Here is an 18,785-nt window from a genome sequence, read left to right as displayed (position 1 = left end):
AGATCGAGCGGTTCGCGAACAGTATCGATTTCAAGCCCCAACTCTCGCTCATGCGCCTAGGTGCACGTATCGGTGCGGGAGCATCTGCTCTCGATCACCAGCCGCATTGGGCAGCAGGCTTGTCTCTTGGAGGCGACGTATACTGTTGGCCTTTGTGGGACCGACGGGGCATTTGTTGTTAGCAGTGAAGAATCGCTTCTATGTCGCTTTTCGAATTTCACCGAGCGCTCGCGAGGAGCACATCCGACGGGGGGCGAAACTTGCCTGGTTTGATCATTGGCGGTGAATGGGCGGCGAGGACAGCGAGCTTCTCGGCGGGATCGGCTCGCAGGTAGGCTTCTGTGCTCTGGATGCTCGCGTGGCCGAGCTACAGCGCTACCTTGCGGATGTCGCCGGTTGCCGCCAGTCTCCCCCCACGAGCGACCGTAAAACGATGGCGGGCTTCGCGCAGGATGGAGTCAAATTCAGGCCTGCGGAGAAGTGGCAATCTCAACGCCCCCCAGCTTCGGCATGACCTTCATATAGACAAGCGAGGCGACGAGTTCGACGACGGTCTGCGCCACAATCACGGCAGGTAGGAGGGGCATGGCCCCCGGCACCGCGAAGGCCAACGGAAGAATGACAAGTGAATTGCGCGTGGCTGAACTGAACGCAATGGCCCGGACACCCGGGACCGTCAATCCTGCAACGCGCCCGATGCCCCACCCAATCGCGGGAGCAACGATAGCGAACGCGATATACACCGGGATCACATTCGTCGCGCTTGGGAGCGCAAGACCCATTTGCGGCACCACCACTGCGAACACCAGAAATAACACCAACGCGGTCGAAGGTACGGGCAGGTGGTCAAAGCCGGTCTTCAGGTGAGAGAGTAATTGGCTGCGCTTTTCCCCAAACTGCACCAATGCGGCCAACGACAGCGGCATGGCGATCAGCCACAAGAAGGCGTGAAGAAACGGGCCGATCTGCATCAGGCGAGCCGCCTCTTCGCCAAGGAATACCCTTAGATAGATGGGCAAACAAAGCATCTGCAGGAGAAGAAGCATTGGCGTCGATGCGAGTAGCAGCCGGGCGTCCGCACGTCCGATATGCGAGAACGTCACGACGTAGTCGATGCAGGGGGTAAGCAAGACCATCAGCACGCCAAGGCGAACAATTGGATCAACCGGAACAAATTGGAGCAAAGCCAACACGAGGAGTGGGATCGCAACGAAATTGGCTGCCGTCAGAGCACCAAGAAAGCGGACCCGTAGAAGCGCCTTACCGAGGTCTACAAGTGGTACCTGAAGAAATGTCACGAACAACATCAGTGCCAGCGCCGGCTCGACGAGAGACGCCATTCCAGCCGTCGAAAAGACTAGCGACGCGCCAACAGCACAAAGCATGGCGGCGAAGTAGATCGCCACCTGCCAGATTTCCAGCGTCTCGCGCAAGCTCGCGGTCATGTGATGCGCTTTCGATTTCGGGTTCGCAACTTTGTGGGTCGCCCCTCGCATTGGGCGAAGAGCTTGATGGCTCGGTCGCAAACCTCGCAGTGGCCTTCGCAGCAGTCGCGCATGAGGAAGGCAACGAGGTCGGAGAGCGCAGGAAAGATTGCACTGTAAATTATCGAGCGACCTTCCCGGCGGCTCACGATTAATCCCGCTTGCTGCAGATGATTGAGATGGAAGGCGACCCGGGAACTCGCCGAACCGTCGAGGGCAGCGCCAATCGCGCCCGCTGCCATGCCTTCGGCTCCTGCTTTGACCAGCATTCTTACAATTCGTAGCCGCGTTTCCTGGGCCAGTGCCGCGAAGCCATCCAGAGCCTGCCGTTCGCGCATACTGCCTCAATATCTCAAGAGATGTTGAGATATTAGTTCAGATCCCGATCGGGCTTGCAAGAGCCTTCTGCAACCGGCTGGCCCGTTGGCCGATCAGCTGAACAAGACAACGGCAGGCGACCCCGCAATTTGACGTCTCTGCCGCCGGCAAGCCGAGTCATCGAACTTGCCGCTGCCGCTCCGGTTGACCGCAGCCCACGGAAGCTATGGGCTGATTTTCTACGTGATACGGAAAAGGACTTACCGATTCCATGCGGACGATCGAGATCAGCTGTTCATCGTAGAATGCGCCGGTAGCTCTAGGATTACCTTGAGACCACCCAAGTCGGAGCGATCCAAATGGACAGATCCACCGTAGAGCTGCGTTAAGTCGCGCACGATCGCCAACCCCAAGCCTGAACCGTCAGAACTGCCCCACTGCTCACCGACGTCCAGGACGACATCCCAAGCCTCTGCCGGCAATCCTGGGCCGTCATCCTCTATGGCCACTCCGACAAGCTTCCGTGGGCCCGCCTTCACAACGCCAAGTCGGATCGTTTTCCTCGCAAACTTGCAGGCGTTGTCGACGATATTGGCGAGGATCTCCTCCAAGTCTTCGGCTTCGCAACCGACAAACACGTCGGCAGGAATTAAGTTCTGAATAGTGAATTGCCGATCACGATGCAGTCGCTCCAACGCTGCAATGACGTTGTCCGCAGAATCCGAGAGCGATGTCGCTTGCTGGGGATTCCTGCGTGATGCGGCCGCCCTGGCCCTGGCGATGTGATAGTCGATCTGGCGACGCATGCGCTTGGCCTCACCCAGCACGACCGCAGCAGCATCCTCGTCTCCCTTGGCTTTGAAGCGATGTCCCTCGTCGACGAGTATCGCCAGCGAACTCTTTAGACCATGCGCAATGTTTCCTGCTTGCGTGCGTGCTCTGACCATCTGCTCCCCGGAAGAGGCAAGAAGATTGTTGAGGTCGTCGATGAGCGGCTGCACCTCTTCGGGGAAAATTCCTTTGATTGCTGACGAGTCGCCTGTGCGAACTTGTGCCAGTGCTCGACGCAGCTGGGCAAACGGCCTCATCGCATAAAGCAGGAGCAGAACAGCGGCGGCTATCAGCGATAGCGAAAAGCCCCCCAACGCCCAGAGCAGCACGTAGTTGAATTTCTGCATCTCACGATCGAGCGCGTTTTGGTCGGTGCCAATAATGATACGCGTGGGCACCAGATCCTCGCCGAACCAGCGAAGCCGCTCCGCAATCATCAACCCGCCGGTCGGTCCCTCGATCCGATACGTATGTGTCTGCGCGTTTTCTCCGGCCCCGGCGGGAATCTTTAGCGGGGGCCCCTCGAGTGATGGCGAGCGCGCCAGAACCTTGCCGCCCTTTTGAATTTCCCAATATGCGCCGGATAGATGCGCGCTGTAGCGCGGGTCGCTGAGCGAACTCTTGAGCTTCAGGGCCCCAGCCGAATCAATCTCGACTAGTCGTTCGAGTTCATCGAGATTGACGTGCAGCTGATCGTAGAACTGGGTGACCAGAAAATCCCTGAAAGCGGTCGATAGCAAAAGTCCAGCGACGGCCACACCTCCAGCGATCCACGCCGCCGCTACAATGATCAACCGCATCTTGAGGCTACGCATGCTGCTCAATCCATCCGGTAGCCGAGACCGCGGACGGTCGTGATGAAATCCCGACCGAACTTCTTCCGTAGCCTGGCAATGTAGACCTCAATCGTATTCGACACGGCGCCGTCATCCAGGTTGTAAAGATGCTCCACCAGCTCCTTCTGAGAGACGATGCGCCCGATCCGCAGCATGAAATACGTGAGCATGCGCAGCTCCAACGCCGTAAGCGTTGTAGAGTGGCCGTCAACGGTGGCTTTTCCCGCTACGGTGTCGAGGGTGATATTCTTATGGCTGAGAAGGGGATGCGCGGCACCAGATGTGCGCCGCGTCAGGGCACGCAACCGCGCAACGATCTCGGGCGCATGAAATGGCTTACTGATGTAGTCGTCCGCACCGGCGTTCAACCCCTTGACCTTCTCCGGCCAGGCTCCACGCGCCGTCAAAATCAACACTGGCATCGAAATGCCGGCCGCGCGCCACGACTGCAGCACTTCCAACCCGTCCATCCCGGGCAGCCCGAGATCGAGCACGGCAGCGTCGAAAGACTGATCAAGCGCTAGCGAGCACGCATCCGCTCCATTGGAAACGTGATCCACGACAAAGCCCGCGGTTTCAAGCGCGGTGGCCAGACGCTCTGCGATCGCCCCATCATCCTCGACAAGTAGTATTCGAATGGCGATTCTCCTTGGCTGCGGGGCTGCGGGGCTGCGGGGCTGCGGCAGGAAAGATGACCCTCAAACCATAAGCAGCAAGTCCCCGTTCAGCATATTTCGACGCCGTGGCCCCGCAGCCGCAGCTTTTTCAGCTTGGTTTCAGCCTGCCGTGTCAGACATCGTGCTATGGGCAAGACCGTAACGAGCGCGATAGTCGCGTTGATCGCAGTGATGGCGGTCGGATATCCTGCTCAAGGATCTCCCGTTACGTTGTCCGGTGTCGAAACCTCGCTTGCATCGACACATAGCGCGAGGCGCTCGATCGGCCGCAGGGCTTGGATAAAACGGCGACGTTCGATGCCAACCATCCCGCCAACGGATCTGCATTGCCATCTGCCGCGGCGTGGCGGAATGAACTGCCACAGGGGCCTCGTGTACAAGGGTCCGAGATAAACGGTAAGGCGATCCGATAAAATGATGAGTTCCATCGAGCACGTGGCTTCCCCGTCGAGCAATCCTGAGCTGATGACCTTTGATGATGCTGCGTTTAGCCGAGAGCTCGTCGCGCTGATGAGTTGTGCCTTCGATGCGGCACGCGAACAGATCCTGGCGCGGGAAGCCGTCGTGTCTGAGGCGTCTGAGAAACTTATGGCGCTCGGCATTATGCTGGCCGTTCAGGCTGGAGAGCGAGAGGTCCAAGCGCTCAAGGACATTGCGGTCGACGCCGCGAGCGGTGCTCCACAAACGTCGCAAATATAGATGGGCCATGGACATCAGCACGCAAATCCACGTGCAGCGAACTCGGCAGCCCTGCGGGGAGCTTTGTTGCTCACGGGCACATTCCTCATCGCGGAAGTGATCGGCGGCATACTGACCGGCAGCCTCGCGCTCATTTCAGATGCAATGCATATGCTGACTGACACGTTCGGCCTCGCCATCGCTCTCGCCGCGATTAAGGTGGGCAGCCGCCCGGCGGACAGCCAGCGCACGTTTGGGTATCAACGCTTCGAGGTGCTGGCGGCGACCTCCAATGCTGTGATCCTCTTCGGTGTCGCCGGCTACATCCTGTACGAGGGCTACAAGAGGATCGTTGAGCCCGAACAAATACAGTCCGTCGGTATGCTGGTGATTGCGGTGATCGGGCTCGTCATCAATCTTATCTCCATGCGGCTGTTGGCGGCCGGTCAAGCGAAAAGCCTCAATGTCAAGGGAGCCTACCTTGAAGTGTGGAGCGACATGCTCGGCTCCATCGGGGTCATTGCCGCCGCGGCTATTATTTGGCTGACGGGCTGGCTCTGGGTCGACGCCGTCGTGGCCATCGGCATTGGTCTGTGGGTGCTGCCCCGCGCCTGGTCCCTGTTGCAGGAGACAACCAACATTCTGCTGGAAGGGGTGCCGGAAGGTATAGACTACGCTGCCGTTGCCGCTGCGCTGCGGCAAGTCCCCGGCGTGAAGAACCTTCATGACCTGCATATCTGGGCATTGGGAAGCGACACGCCTGCGCTATCGGTTCATCTGGTACTGGAACCTGACAGGGAACAATCCGAGGTGCGCGAAATGGCTGGACGCGTGCTTTCCGAGGATTTCCACATCTCGCACGTAACCTTGCAGCTGGAGTTGCGAGACTGCAGGGAGGGAATCGAGGACCATGTGCTCCATGCTTAGGCTTCCATGCGGTTCCGTCCCGGAATCTATGGGGAAACTGCCTGTTCCAGCGCGGCTTTGCTTAACCCATCCTGAAATAGTTGTGTCCCGTCCGCGACAGAGCCGCCATGGCATAAGCGCCCCAACGGTTTTTTCTTGAATATGAAGCCGGTGATGCGCATTAGGCTAGGTGCAGGTTTAGGGCTGGGACAGATGAGCCTCTGGCGACAACTCATAGCGATCGTGCTGTTGATCGCCTTCGTGCCTGCCACGTTCGCAGCAGCTCTTCCGCTCGTCTATTGCTTCGGCGCCGATGGTCACCGCGCAATCGAGCTGTTGGATGCGGGAACACATCATGCGACCGAGCACGCAGAACGGCTGAGCAGCACAGATCCGGGACCCGGCGTCGAGGCGCCGAAGGGATGCGTCGACATAGACATCGTATCTCTCGCTAGCTTGCCGCAGCCAAGTTCATTGATTAAGTCGCTTCCGTCCAAATCGCCAGTGCCGCATTGGGCCACAATTGCTGCCATCCAAGACGGCCATTGGTCCCTGTCTGCGGTAGATCGACGAGAGCGGGCCAAGCCTGATGTCGATCATCTCGCTTCGCACCGGACAATTGTCCTTTTGATCTAGCGTCTCCAATCGCGACTGAGTACGGCCGTCTCCCCCTCGGAGATGCCAACTGAGCACGCATTAGGGAGGCAGCATGGCGGGCCAATACCGCGCCAGTAGCCGCGTAAGCGTTATAGCACTGACGTTAAGTCTCGCCGGGTGTGGAGGGGTTACGGAGACGGTCGTCGTCCCCGAGCCGGGCGCGTCCGGAGCAACTTACGGCTGGCAGGCCTCCGCTCCGCAACCGGAGACGAGAGAAGCGTATGCGCCATCGGGCACACTGACGTTCGGCGAAGCGGTCAATCTTGCCGTTGCCTACAGCCCGTCGGTGAAGGCCGCGGCATCTGAAATCGATGCTCGACACGGGGATGCGTTCCAAGCGTCCAGACGACTGAACCCCGAACTGGCGGCTGGCGTCGAGAACCTGCCGAATTCGGGCGGGATTGCCGCAGAAGATTCAAGTGAAAGCCTGCAGCTGTCGCAAACCTTCGAACTCGGGGGCAAGCGCATGGCGCGGCTCAACGCGGCTAATCTCGAGGCGTCGATCGCAGGCTGGGATTTCGAAGTCGCCCGCTTGCAGGCCGCCACCGACGCGGCCCAACTTTTCGTCGATGTGATCGCCTCGCAAGAAAAGGTGGCCATCCTTCGCGACTTTGTCGGCGTGTCGCAAAAAACGCGCTCCGCTGTCGATGCACGTGTGAAAGGCGGCCGCGCAAGCCCGATCGAACTCGATCGCAGCAAAGTTGCCGTGGCCAGCGCCCAGGCTTCACTCGGCGCCGAAGAAGCGCGTCTAAAATCGGCACGCGATCGGCTTTCGGCGCTCTGGGGCGCTAGCGGGGCAACGTACACGCGAGCCGCTGGCCGCCTTGGTCGTGACCGCAGCGCGCCCTCGTTTGAAGAAGTACAGGCTTTCCTCGACGCCAATCCGAATATCGCCCGCTGGGGCGATACCGTCGGGCATCGCTATGCCGTGCTCGAGGTGGAGCGGTCGAAAGCCGTTCCCAACGTCACCATCGGTGCGGGACTCAGGCGATTCGAAACCGATAGCTCGACCGGCATGATCGCCGGCGTTTCATTGCCGCTTCCCCTGTTCGACCGCAACGAAGGCGCTATCGCCGCGGCCCAGCATCGCATCGCCCGAGCAGAGTTCGATGCGCAGGCTGCCAGGGCCCAGATGAGGGGTACGCTTATCGGTGCCCTCGGCGCGGTTGCGGCCGCGAATGCCCAGGCCAATGCTATCGAGAGCCAAGTGCTCCCCGCCGCGCAATCGGCGTTCGATCGGACCCGCACCGGGTACGAAGAAGGCAAGTTCGATCTTTTGAACGTCCTCGATACGCAGCGAACCCTCTTCGAAGCCCGCCGCGAGCTGGTCAACGCCCGCGCGGATTATGAAAAGGCGCGCGTGCAGGTCGAAGCCCTGATCGGCCGCGAGCTAAACGGCCTCAAGTGAGTACAAAGATGACCCGAAAGACCAAGCTAATTGCCGGACTGGCGCTCGTTGTACTCGCTGCACTAATTGGAGCGCGTGAAATTTCCAAGTCGTGTGGACCTGCCGCGTCGGCGGAGGAGGGGCACGCGCATGGCCAAGGCCACGCGGCCGCCGAAGAGGGCTTTGGCACGCGCGTGTGCGAGGCCGGGCTATTTTCGGCGCTGAGCGAGTCCATCGGTCTTGGCTCAACTTCGACAGAAACGAACGTGGAGACGAACCACAAGCACGGCGACACCGAGGGCGATGGACACAAGCACGGCGCCCCCGGCGACGGGCACGAAACGGAGCCTGACGGTCACGAGCACGCCGCAACGGAGCCGGAAGGGCATGCACACGGAGCCGAAGAGGGACACCAGCACGGAGCGGGAGAGGAAAGCGAAGGGCTTGTCAAATTGACCCCCGAGCAGATTGCCGCTGCGGGAATAGAGACGGCGCCTGTGGAGCCCGCAACGCTCGTGAAGGAAATATCCGTGCCCGGACGCGTTACGCTCAACGCTGACCGTCAGGCCAAGATCGTGCCAAAGCTGGCGGGGACGGTTGCGACCATCGACAAGCGCCTCGGGGAACCGGTTGTCAAAGGCGACCTGCTGGCCACCCTCGAAAGCCGCGAGATGGCCGATGGCAAATCGCAATACCTTGAAGCGTGGCGCGCCGAGGAGCTGGCCAAGTCCGTGTTCGAGCGCGAGGAGCGCCTGTGGAAGCAGAAAGTGACGGCCGAGCAGGAATACCTCAACGCCAAGAATGCTTTCGAGACGTCGAAAATTCAACTGGAGCTGGCCCACCAGAAGCTCCACACCATGGGCCTGGACGAAAGCGATATAGATGACGTCACGAACCGGAAAGGCGAGGAGCAGTCCTTTCGAACCTACCAGATCCGGTCACCCATCGCCGGGAAGGTGACTGCGCGCAGCCTGATCCTCGGCGAAATGGTTGGCACCGAGCAAGAGATCTTCAACATCGCGGACCTTTCGACGGTGTGGGTCGAACTCGCAGTGCAGCCGGCCGACCTACCGTTCGCCAAAGAGGGGCAGGAGGTCATCGTCACCGGGGACGACCGCACCGCGCGCGGGAAGATTATTGCGCTCAGCCCGGTGATCGATCCAGAGACCCGCGCGGCGAAGGCGATAGCCGAGATCGATAATGCCGAGGGCAGCTGGCAGCTCGGCGACTACGTGCGTGCGCAGCTCATTGCCGGCCAGCAAAAGGCTGCCGTGGCCGTGCCACGGGACGCCATCCAGACGATCAATGGTCAGAAGTCGGTGTTTGTAGCCGTCAATGGCGGCTTCCGGGCGCGTCCCGTCACGCTCGGGCGTGAAGACCGCCAGAATGTTGAGATCGTCTCGGGTCTGAAACCCGGAGAGAGCGTTGCTACGCAGAACACGTTCACCCTCAAGGCCGAGCTCGGAAAATCCGAAGCCGAGCACGAGCACTAAAGGTCAGTCCCAGTGATAGAGCGCATCCTCAGCTTCTCGATCCAGCAGCGATTCCTGGTCGTTCTCGCTGTCGCGGCCATTGCCGCCTTCGGCATGAAGTCGCTTACCCAGCTGCCCATCGATGCCGTCCCCGACATCACCAACAATCAGGTGCAGATCAATACCGAGGCCAACGGACTATCGCCATTCGAGATCGAGAAGAACGTCACCTATCCGATTGAAACGGCGCTCGCGGGTATTCCTGGCCTCTCCTACACGCGGTCGCTCTCGCGCAACGGCTTCTCGCAGGTGACCGCCGTCTTCGAGGATAACGTCGACATCTACTTCGCGCGCACGCAGGTGACGGAACGCCTGTCGCAGGCCAAAGCGAACCTTCCTCCGGGTGCTGAACCTCATATGGGAGCGGTGTCGACGGGCCTCGGAGAAATCTACATGTGGACGGTCCATTACAAGAACCCGCAGGGCAAAGGGGCAGACGTAAAAGACGGGCAACCGGGCTGGCAAACAGATGGCAGCTATCTCACGCCAGAGGGACAGAGGCTGACCAAGGAATTTGAGCGTGCCATGTACCTGCGCACGGTCCAGGACTGGATCATCCGTCCGCAATTGAAGGGCATTCCAGGGGTCGCCGAGGTCGATGCAATCGGGGGGTTCAAGCAGCAGTACCAAGTGCAGCCTGATCCTGACAAACTTCTCTCGCTTGGGCTCTCTTTTGCTGACGTTGTGGCAGCCCTCGAGCGCAACAATACCAGCGTCGGTGCAGGCTACATCGAGCAGCGCGGTGAATCCTACGTCGTCCGCGCTGACGGACGCCTCGAGACCACGACGGACATCGGCAACGTTATCATCGCCAACAAAAACGGCGTGCCGGTCTTCCTCAAGGATGTCGCCGAGGTAGGCCTGGGTCGCGAACTGCGGACAGGCGGGGCGAGCGAAAACGGCAGCGAGGTCGTCGTCGGCACTGCGATGATGCTGAAGGGCGGCAACAGCCGCATCGTGTCCGGCCTCGTGGACGAGAAGATCAAGGAGATCAGCAAGTCGCTACCGCCCGATATTGCCATCCAGACTGTGCTGAACCGGACCTTGCTGGTCGACGCGACGATCAAGACCGTTTCCAAGAACCTTGCCGAAGGCGCCTTGCTCGTCATCGTCGTGCTGTTCCTCATGCTCGGCAATCTGCGCGCCGCGCTGATCACCGCGCTCGTCATTCCCATAACGATGCTGATGACCGTAATTGGCATGCTCCAGACCGGCACGTCGGCCAATCTCATGAGCCTGGGAGCGCTCGATTTCGGACTTATCGTCGACGGCGCCGTCATCATCACCGAGAACGCGATACGGAGGCTCGCCGAGCGCCAGCATCACGAAGGTCGGCTCCTTACGCTCGATGAGCGCATGCAGGAGGTAATGACTGCGAGCAAGGAGATGATCCAGCCATCGGTGTTCGGCCAGATCATTATCATCACCGTATATTTCCCATTGCTGACTTTCACCGGCGTCGAAGGCAAGATGTTTGAGCCTATGGGCCTGACCGTCATCATCGCCCTGGTCTGCGCATTCGTCCTGTCTCTGACGTTCGTGCCGGCGATGATCGCAATCTTCGTGTCAGGCAAAGTCGAGGAGAAGGACAACTTTTTTATCCGCTTCGCCAAGGCGCGCTATGCCCCGATGCTGCGGGCCGGGCTCGAGGACACAGGCTTCGTAATCATCGTTGCTCTCGGCTTCTTTGCCGTGTCGCTATTTCTGTTCACGCGCCTCGGTCAGGAGTTCATTCCGACACTGGACGAGAAGAATCTGGCGATGCACGCCATGCGCATTCCTTCCACCTCCTTGACGCAATCGCTCGACATGCAGTTGAAGGTGGAATCCGCCGTCAGCAAATTTCCCGAAGTTGCGTTCGTCTTCTCCAAGACGGGAACGGCCGAGATGGCCGCCGATCCCATGCCGCCGCACGTATCCGACACATTCATCATGTTGAAGCCGCAGGACGAGTGGCCCAATCCGGGAGAAAGCAAAGCCGAACTGATCGAAAGGATCGCCAAGGCGGTCGGCCAGTTGCCGGGCAACAACTACGAATATACGCAGCCCATCCAGATGCGTTTCAACGAACTCATCGCCGGCGTGCGCAGCGATGTGGCAGTGAAGGTGTTTGGCGACAAATTCGAGGAGCTGGGAGAAACCGCAAATAAGATCGCCTCGGTGCTGCGCTCCGTGCCGGGAGCGGCCGATGTAAAAGTCGAGCAGACCACGGGCCTGCCAATGCTCAACGTGAAACTCGATAAAGCAGCAATCGCGCGGTACGGACTCAATGTCGGCGATGTGCTTGACGTGGTTTCCATCGCGGTCGGCGGACGCGAGACGGGACTTGTGTTTGAAGGCGACCGGCGTTTCGACATCCTTGTCCGCCTTCCCGATCGTCTGCGCGATGACCTCGACACACTGCAGAATCTCCCGGTCGCTATTCCCACAGCGGGGCCCGGCCGCCCGAATTTCGTGCCACTTAAGACACTGGCCACATTCAACATCGAGGAAGGCCCCAACCAGATCAGCCGCGAGAATGGCAAACGCCGCGTTGTCGTGCAGGCGAACGTGCGCGGCCGCGACATCGGCTCCTTCGTTCAGGAGGCCCAACAGAAGATCGACGCCCAGGTCAAGATCCCGCCCGGTAATTGGATCACCTGGGGTGGTCAGTTCGAAAACCTGCAGACAGCTCAAAGCCGCCTGCTCATCGTCGTACCTGTCTGCTTCTTCGTCATCTTTCTCATGCTGTTCACCGCTCTCGGTAGTGTGCGCGAAGCCTTGCTCGTTTTTTCCGGCGTACCGCTGGCGGTTTCGGGCGGCATCTTCACGCTCTACCTCAGCGGCATGCCATTCTCGATCTCGGCAGCCGTCGGGTTCATTGCCCTGTCCGGTATCGCGGTCCTCAATGGTCTTGTGATGGTGACCTACATCAACCAGCTACGAGAACAAGGGAAGCCGGGGGAAGATGCCATCTACGAAGGGGCGATGACGCGTCTTCGGCCGGTGCTCATGACCGCGCTCGTCGCCTCACTCGGCTTTGTGCCGATGGCGCTGGCGACCGGCACGGGAGCGGAGGTTCAAAAGCCCCTCGCCACTGTGGTCATCGGCGGCTTGATCACCGCAACGCTGCTAACACTGATCGTGCTTCCCGCGCTCTATAAGCGCTACATTTTGGCCCAGCCGCGTCCCGTTGATCCCGCGGCCGCGGGCCTCGCCGCCGAATGATGCTGCACGCAATGCTCATCGCTCGTCCAATGCAGTGCGGAGGGTATTGGGCCACATAAGACTGCGCAGTGTGCCGCAAGGGGAGGAAAGCGATGTTTGCGCAAGCGCTGGCAATCGCGATCGTTGCCACGGTCTGTGTAGTGGCTCCCCAGCTTTCGCTGGCAGACTCGCTCTTTCCAATATCGACACGCGCCAACCCTACCGAAGCGCCTACTCGCGCCAGGAACCGCGCGCTGAGTAAGCGCATCTACAGCCTTGCAATCGCGCAAAGTCGAGGCGGCGACCTCCGCCGAGCTTTCACGCTCCTAACGAAGTCAATCCGCATCGATCCCGGCAATGCGCTCGCCTGTGCAGCGCGTGCCCTGATCCGGGCTGCGCGGGGGGATATTTTAGGTGCGGTAGGCGACTCGGACTACGCGATTGCCATCGATCCCACGCTGGCGGTTGCCTACTACAATCGTGGGCTGATCAACGCCCGGGTACATCTCTGGGCTAGCGCAACAGAGGATTTCAAGACTGCGGCCCTGCTCGACCCCGGCATCGGCGGGGGTGTCGTGTTCGATAATTTGGGCCGGACCCTGATGGCACAGGGGCTATTCGCCGACGCAATTATAAGCTTCACACGCGCGCTGTCTCATAACCCGTCTCATGCCATGACGTACTTCCATCGGTCGCGCGCCTACGAGAAAACCGGTCAGCTCGACGCCGCGATATCTGACATGAATGCGTCCGTTCAAGCCGGCGGGGCATTTGCGGAGGCGCATCATCGTCGCGCGCATCTCTTTCTCAAGAGAGGTCAAGATGGTCAGGCGCTCATTGACTTGAACCGGGCCCTCGAACTCGCGCCCGAAGATGACCATGCGCGCGCAGACCGAGCTCTGCTCTACGAGCAAGCAGGCGACGCCACCGCTGCGCGGCAGGAGCTTAGTCGCCTGCGCCCGGACTACAAGCCCGGCGGTCGTGACCACAATGCGCATTTTGGCCTCGTCGAGTAAGTTGTCCGGATAAAATCGCAATTCGCCTTCGTTATTCAGATTCATTTCAGTTTGGCGCCGCAAAACACGCGCATTTCTATTTTATTCAGCCCCTCATCAGGTCAATGAATTGACGGTGAACGGGCAGTTCACGTGAGGGACATTCGCAGCCTATTAAAAAGGGAATGGCCGAATAACTCGGCGACTAAACAAATATATTGTCGAAGAGGAGAATTCCCATGCTTCGCACTCCCTCGCTTTTTGCGCTTGCCGTTCTGACAGGATGCGGCGCCCTAGGCATCGCTGCGTCGGCAGCCCAGGCTGGAGACCACAACCGCAGTGGTTACAGCTCCCGCGATCACGACCGGGGCTACTCGCGGCACGTGGACCGTGAACGCCGCGGGCATGTCCGCAACCGCTGGGCTCGGAATCCCTGGTTGAAGTTCGCGCGCCGGGGCCATGGTCACGGCCGAAACTGGTAGGCCAAGCGTTCGGACAAAAACTAACACAGAGAGTTGACCAACGAGCCGAGCTCACAGGAAGCTCGGCTCAAATTGAGAGGAGACAACTATGAAGAACTTGACCTTGACCTTGGCTGCGGCGGCAGCAATCGGCCTCGCAATTCCTGCCATGGCAGCAGGCGATCATTGCGATGCAGACATGGCCGCCGTGGATAAGGCGATGGCAACGGCGAAGCTGAGCGATGGCGACATGGCCAAAGTGAAGGCCGCGCGAGCCACTGCTGAGGAGATGCATACGGCGAAGAAGAATGAGGAATGCGAAGCGGCGCTCAAAGAAGCTCAAAAGCTGCTGGGCATCAAGGACGCTCACGGCCATTAAGCGCTGAAGCATAGGTTCCGTCGACGCGAAATCGGCGATGCGCGGGCCGCCTAGTATTCAGATCCTCCTGACGCCCGCACCCACTGACATTCGCGACGATCCTCCGTTCCTCAATGCCCGTTCAGGCTGGTTTCAGCTTGGTGTGCAATATGAAACTTGGCTGCAAGCGTTCAGCGACGCATCGCTCGCTTGCGGCCAAGTTGCGTTGTCAGGAGGAAATCATGTTGAGCGCAATCAAGGTTTGCGGCTTAGTCTGCGTACTGGGAGTGATGGCGACATCCGTTCACGCCGCACCGATCCCCGCTGTGCGTACCGTCGGGCTGGAGAACGGCATGCTCCAACAAGTCCATCGGCGCCTTCACAGCCGTCACCGGCATTACATCCCCTTTTTCATTCGACACCACCGCCACCACTTTCGTGGCTTTAGGCATCGGCATGGCCACCGCCATGGACACGGACACGGACAGCATTAGTTCGCCATAGATGGTTTTCTGCAGGCGGTCGCATAGAGGCCGCCTGCCGCTGATAATCGCCCGCTTGTCATACGTCGGGGATGCAGAGGGCCAACAGCCCCCACCCGATTCCATGACGCATTGGCCTTCGTTTGCTGAGAGCTTGGGCGAGGTGCTGGACACAGATAAGCTCGCTGATCGGTTCAAAGAGTGTTTGCGTCACGAGGGCCACAGGCCGTGCTGCCCAGCTGCGGCTCCCCGTGTCAGATATTGGCTGGCCGAACCTGGCTAATCCGCGGTCGCCACGTAGGTACGCGGATATCTGCAAAGCCGGGCGACTAAAATCTGACTCGACTTGGTGCGACAGCAATTGCTGCACGAACCGCCGAGGGCCGAGATAGGCGAACGTTGCTGCAGGTGAACCCCGTGGCGGGCGACAAATACTCCAATTGCGAGCGCAAACAACCGCATTGGAGTTGCCCACGGAAGCTCTGCCGGCACGGCCCGCAGCTATGTCATTCGTACTTTAGTTCGATACCAAGCTCATGCGCTTCCTGGATCAACACGCAGATATTGTGGCAGATAATCTTACAGAGCACTTCATTTTTCATGGAAACCTGTAGTCGGCTTCGAACGCTGTCTCCGAACTTTCTCTTGATCATGGAGAAACAGGCTTCGATATTGCTGCGCTTGTGATAGTGCGCAAAGAACGCTTCTCTCTCCAGCTGAAACATGAGGAACATTTTTTCCCACACCTTTGGTCCACGCCCACTGACATGGCGCCTGAATGCGATGAAGGGAGTCGCGCCATAACGGTCGACATGATCAAGGTTCGCGAACGATGAGTACGCCTTGTCCGCGGACACCTCACGCATTGTGAAATGCTCAGCGGTTTTAGCCAGCAATTGCGGAAGCTGGCGGCCGTCAGGTGCATTTTTCTCACCGATGACAACCGCGGTCACCACGTTCGTTTTGACGCCACAAACGGCGTGCGCCTTCACCCATGAGTGCTCCTGACGAAGCTTCTTCTGCCTATGATCAAACCAGCGATCGAACCGCGATGAAGAGAACCCGGTTGAGTCGACAGCGAAGTCCGTTTCGATCCCCGACAGCGGCTTGCTGCTGCGCGCGACAAGATCCATCAGAATGGACGTGGTTGCCTCAGCGCCAAGGTAGTTGAGGATCGTGTTGAAGTGCGGAACCGACGAAATATAGCCCTTTCCATGCGCGTCCCTCAGGTCGGTCATGAAGCGGCGGGCTGAGAAGGTCGCATACACCTTGAAGCATGCGCAAAACAGGGCGTCCTCGAGCGGAAACCGCGGACGTCCATTAGAGGCCTCAGAGGTTTCAAGACCGACGTCGCGCACGAGTTCTTTAAGCAGGTGTTGGAAAATCGCCTTTTCTTGCGTCTGCGCTGCGTTGTAGGCCTTCCAGGCCTGCGGATAGGTTTTTCGAGGCGGTGGTGCGACTGGAATTTCAGCTTCATCATGCGGGTCGTTTGCTACGGCGTTCTCTCGTTGGCGCGCGTATTCGACAGCATAGATGTGTTTGCATTTTCCGCCGTGTAGTGTGTGGTCAGGGCAAGAGCAGTGAGGGGTTGTTGGGTGGGGTCTTACTTTATGAGGGCTTCCACCACGCCCCTGTCCATGCGATGGCACCAGCCAAAATTCGCCGCGGCGCCTCAGCCGTGCCATGGCGGCTATTTGCAGTCCTGCAATTTCTCGCGGCGACAAGGTCTGAGGCACGGCGACGCCCTGGGTATACCTAATAGGTATATATCCCTAGTAGGTTGTCGCCGTCAATGACCTTGAAGTATATTCCCGGAAGGAATATACAGCGCCGCATGGTGGAGAAGGTTCAGCTATGGGGCTATCGCTGCGAGCGATGCGGGCACGAATGGCTGCCAAGAGAAAAGGCGCGTGACCCAAAGGTCTGCCCGCGCTGTAAGTCACCCTACTGGGACCGCCCAAGGCAAGTCAGCAAGGAAAGCGAGCCGAAGCGTAGAGCCTCAGACGAAAAAACATAGCCCCGAGGGTGGCTGGGTCGCCGCTTCTGTCAGGATACACGCATTAGCCTACTCGAGTTCTGGTTTGATCCCTAATTCTTGCGCCTCTTGAATAAGGACGCATAGGTTGTGACAGACAGCCCGTAGAAGAACCTCATTGACCATGGCGTGTTCGCTTTTGCTGCGAAGGAATGCCCCATACTTTCGCTTCAATGTGGAGAATACGGTTTCGACATTGCTTCTCTTATGGTAATGCCGCATGAAATCATCTCGCCTCAATTGAAAATGATGATACATTTTTTCCATTTGCGGAGGTCCCAACCCCGTGGCGTTGCTCTTGAATGGAATATAAGGACGGGCTTTGATTTTTTCTGCTAAGACGAAATTCGCGCGACTAAAGTACGCTTTGTCGGCGCTGACCTCCCTTACACAAAACGATTCTGAGGTTTTCTTTAGAAGGCATGGGAAAGAGTTTGTGTCGGCAGAGTATGGCCCCCGAATGTCTACGGCGGTTATAATGTGGGTCTTCACCCCGCACATAACATGGGCCTTGACCCAACCATGTTGCCTGCGATCGGCGCTTGCATTGTCCGCATCGTCATCAATGTAGAGCGGCGCAGTGAATCCGGAAGAATCGATGGCGAAGCAGGTTTCTATGCCCCGCAGAGGCAAGCTGCTTATGACTACAAGCTCTTTTAGAACGGGGGTAATCGTCGCGTCTTCGAGTAAGTTAAGTACTGTATTGAAATGTGGTAGCACCGTTATCAAACCACTCTTATGCGCCTCCCGGAGATCAGTCATGAACCGCCGCGCGGAAAAGGTAGAATACACTTTGTAGGCCGCGCAGAACATCGCCACCTTAAAAGGGATGCGCGGGCGCCCATTCACGCGTTGTTTCGGGTGCTCCAAACCTTCCGTAAGTTTTGACAGCAACGATTGAAATTGTGCTTTTTCATATGTCTGAGCGGCGTTGTAAGCAGGCCAATTCTGTCGATAGGTTTTGCGTAGGCGCCCAGACGCTCTTGGCGGGCAAGAGGTTCGGACGCGGCGTGGCGGTTTTGAATGGTCGTGATCCTCGGGAGGCAGTTTTTGAGATGGGCGGCCTTTTTTTGACGGCATTGGATGACGCTCCTTTACTAGCAGCACGAATGGTGGTGCGACCGTGTGCGGCTTGGTTTGAACCCAGAAGAGGCGTTTGAATCTTACCGCCGCAATTGTGCGGATCCATTCCAGGATGATTTTCCGTCATCGGGAAGAGAGAATTTCGCGTCTGCTGTTCTGGTAAGGCGCTTCTTTTTGCTCATCCGAACAAGCGCATTGTAGACGTTCTGGTATTCGACCTCTCGATTGAAGCCGACCTTGGGTAAGCAGGCCATGTATCCCTTGGCCTTCATCGGACGCCTATACTTACGAGCAATCTCGAGAACAGCTTCGGACAATCCTAGCGTCTCCAGAGCTTCAGGAGGTAGATCCTCCAGATCAGCGACATCATCAGGCTGAGCCGACGTGCTCGGGGCCGCGATGTTCGGCTCGCGCTGGCTCAAATCATGGGGGGCTGCGAATCTCTCTTCGATGAAGCGTATCGAGCCAAGCAGAATTGACCGCTCCTCCTCGAGAGCTTTCAATCTCTCCCTCAGCTGAGTCAGCTCCTCGTGCGATATCTGGACAAACGGTTGCATGGAACCCTCCATGAAATGCGACATCACGGGGTTGCAACGATATGAACCGGGAATTGTTCCAGGAAAAAGTGTGACCCGTCGGTTTGCGGTTGTGCGGCTGGGTGAGGGGAGTTTTTGTGCAGATGCTAGGGTTTTTGTGCGAACTTGAGCTTATTGTGCAAAGCCGGTCGGGGTGGAGTTTGAGGCTGATGCGCTCTGGTTTGATGTATTTGTTCATGCGCGCCTCCGTGATGTGGTTGGAGCGCGTATCTCACAAGGGAATCTGCGGGGCAAGTGGCCCGTGTGGGGATTGTCGGATGGGAGTTCAGGGGTAGGCAGAAAA

The 18,785-nt window shown here is 58.7% G+C and carries 15 protein-coding genes and 1 pseudogene; 8 read left to right on the top strand and 8 right to left on the bottom strand.

Features of this window, described 5'->3' with window-relative positions:
• Positions 1-217: 217 nt before the first annotated feature.
• The 5 genes and pseudogenes from NDB2M4_RS20640 to NDB2M4_RS09800 form a co-directional block, all read right to left on the bottom strand.
• Positions 218-406: pseudogene (locus tag NDB2M4_RS20640) on the bottom strand (integrase); the annotation flags it as partial.
• A 58-nt stretch (positions 407-464) separates the two neighbouring features.
• Entirely contained in the window at positions 465-1,445 is a 981-nt protein-coding gene (locus NDB2M4_RS09815) for an arsenic resistance protein (RefSeq protein ID WP_072373990.1), read from the bottom strand.
• Entirely contained in the window at positions 1,442-1,822 is a 381-nt protein-coding gene (locus NDB2M4_RS09810; RefSeq protein WP_072373987.1) for an ArsR/SmtB family transcription factor, read from the bottom strand. Before NDB2M4_RS09810 ends, NDB2M4_RS09815 begins: the two co-directional genes overlap by 4 nt.
• 267 nt (positions 1,823-2,089) lie before the next feature.
• Entirely contained in the window at positions 2,090-3,391 is a 1,302-nt protein-coding gene (locus NDB2M4_RS09805; RefSeq protein ID WP_244536118.1) for a sensor histidine kinase, read from the bottom strand.
• A gap of 62 nt (positions 3,392-3,453) precedes the next feature.
• Entirely contained in the window at positions 3,454-4,101 is a 648-nt protein-coding gene (locus tag NDB2M4_RS09800) for a response regulator transcription factor (protein ID WP_348533039.1), read from the bottom strand.
• A gap of 459 nt (positions 4,102-4,560) precedes the next feature.
• On the opposite strand from NDB2M4_RS09800, the gene NDB2M4_RS09795 reads away from it, so the two are divergent.
• From NDB2M4_RS09795 to NDB2M4_RS09760, 8 genes are all read left to right on the top strand, one after another.
• Complete coding sequence (locus NDB2M4_RS09795) at positions 4,561-4,845, top strand: hypothetical protein (protein ID WP_072373982.1); 285 nt, start codon at positions 4,561-4,563, stop codon at positions 4,843-4,845.
• Complete coding sequence (locus NDB2M4_RS09790) at positions 4,846-5,751, top strand: cation diffusion facilitator family transporter (protein WP_072373979.1); 906 nt, start codon at positions 4,846-4,848, stop codon at positions 5,749-5,751.
• Positions 5,752-5,886: 135 nt separating this feature from the next.
• Entirely contained in the window at positions 5,887-6,366 is a 480-nt protein-coding gene (locus tag NDB2M4_RS09785) for a hypothetical protein (RefSeq protein ID WP_139247183.1), read from the top strand.
• 73 nt (positions 6,367-6,439) lie between these two features.
• On the top strand, positions 6,440-7,795 hold the full coding sequence (locus tag NDB2M4_RS09780; protein WP_072373973.1) for a TolC family protein: 1,356 nt from the start codon (positions 6,440-6,442) through the stop codon (positions 7,793-7,795).
• A gap of 8 nt (positions 7,796-7,803) precedes the next feature.
• The gene (locus NDB2M4_RS09775) at positions 7,804-9,267 is read left to right on the top strand and encodes an efflux RND transporter periplasmic adaptor subunit (RefSeq protein ID WP_083556113.1); all 1,464 of its coding nucleotides are present in this window, start codon (positions 7,804-7,806) and stop codon (positions 9,265-9,267) included.
• Positions 9,268-9,279: 12 nt separating this feature from the next.
• Complete coding sequence (locus NDB2M4_RS09770) at positions 9,280-12,513, top strand: efflux RND transporter permease subunit (RefSeq protein WP_072373970.1); 3,234 nt, start codon at positions 9,280-9,282, stop codon at positions 12,511-12,513.
• A gap of 92 nt (positions 12,514-12,605) precedes the next feature.
• Positions 12,606-13,508 carry a tetratricopeptide repeat protein gene (locus tag NDB2M4_RS09765; RefSeq protein ID WP_072373967.1) on the top strand — a complete coding sequence of 301 codons (903 nt, stop codon included), beginning with the start codon at positions 12,606-12,608 and terminating at the stop codon, positions 13,506-13,508.
• Between the two features lie 549 nt (positions 13,509-14,057).
• Positions 14,058-14,327 (top strand): hypothetical protein, encoded by a 270-nt coding sequence (locus NDB2M4_RS09760; protein ID WP_072373963.1) that lies wholly within the window; start codon positions 14,058-14,060, stop codon positions 14,325-14,327.
• Between the two features lie 967 nt (positions 14,328-15,294).
• Here the strand turns inward: NDB2M4_RS09760 and NDB2M4_RS09750 are convergent.
• The 3 genes from NDB2M4_RS09750 to NDB2M4_RS09740 all read right to left on the bottom strand — a co-directional run bounded on the left by NDB2M4_RS09750 (position 15,295) and on the right by NDB2M4_RS09740 (position 18,463).
• The gene (locus tag NDB2M4_RS09750) at positions 15,295-16,524 is read right to left on the bottom strand and encodes a transposase (protein ID WP_139247182.1); all 1,230 of its coding nucleotides are present in this window, start codon (positions 16,522-16,524) and stop codon (positions 15,295-15,297) included.
• Between the two features lie 329 nt (positions 16,525-16,853).
• Entirely contained in the window at positions 16,854-17,903 is a 1,050-nt protein-coding gene (locus NDB2M4_RS09745; protein ID WP_083556111.1) for a transposase, read from the bottom strand.
• An 83-nt stretch (positions 17,904-17,986) separates the two neighbouring features.
• On the bottom strand, positions 17,987-18,463 hold the full coding sequence (locus NDB2M4_RS09740) for a hypothetical protein (protein ID WP_139247181.1): 477 nt from the start codon (positions 18,461-18,463) through the stop codon (positions 17,987-17,989).
• Positions 18,464-18,785 lie beyond the last annotated feature (322 nt).

This window comes from Hyphomicrobium sp. NDB2Meth4 (assembly GCF_900117445.1).
GTDB lineage: Bacteria > Pseudomonadota > Alphaproteobacteria > Rhizobiales > Hyphomicrobiaceae > Hyphomicrobium_A.
Note: the sequence above shows the minus strand (reverse complement) of the source record. Positions and strands in the feature narration are given on the sequence as shown.

Coding starts and splice junctions, on each gene's coding strand:
- NDB2M4_RS09740 (WP_139247181.1), bottom strand. CDS start 18,463: ATGCAACCGTTTGTCCAGATATCGCACGAGGAGCTGACTCAGCTGAGG.
- NDB2M4_RS09780 (WP_072373973.1), top strand. CDS start 6,440: ATGGCGGGCCAATACCGCGCCAGTAGCCGCGTAAGCGTTATAGCACTG.
- NDB2M4_RS09795 (WP_072373982.1), top strand. CDS start 4,561: ATGATGAGTTCCATCGAGCACGTGGCTTCCCCGTCGAGCAATCCTGAG.
- NDB2M4_RS09760 (WP_072373963.1), top strand. CDS start 14,058: ATGAAGAACTTGACCTTGACCTTGGCTGCGGCGGCAGCAATCGGCCTC.
- NDB2M4_RS09790 (WP_072373979.1), top strand. CDS start 4,846: ATGGGCCATGGACATCAGCACGCAAATCCACGTGCAGCGAACTCGGCA.
- NDB2M4_RS09815 (WP_072373990.1), bottom strand. CDS start 1,445: ATGACCGCGAGCTTGCGCGAGACGCTGGAAATCTGGCAGGTGGCGATC.
- NDB2M4_RS09765 (WP_072373967.1), top strand. CDS start 12,606: ATGTTTGCGCAAGCGCTGGCAATCGCGATCGTTGCCACGGTCTGTGTA.
- NDB2M4_RS09745 (WP_083556111.1), bottom strand. CDS start 17,903: ATGCCGTCAAAAAAAGGCCGCCCATCTCAAAAACTGCCTCCCGAGGAT.
- NDB2M4_RS09775 (WP_083556113.1), top strand. CDS start 7,804: ATGACCCGAAAGACCAAGCTAATTGCCGGACTGGCGCTCGTTGTACTC.
- NDB2M4_RS09810 (WP_072373987.1), bottom strand. CDS start 1,822: ATGCGCGAACGGCAGGCTCTGGATGGCTTCGCGGCACTGGCCCAGGAA.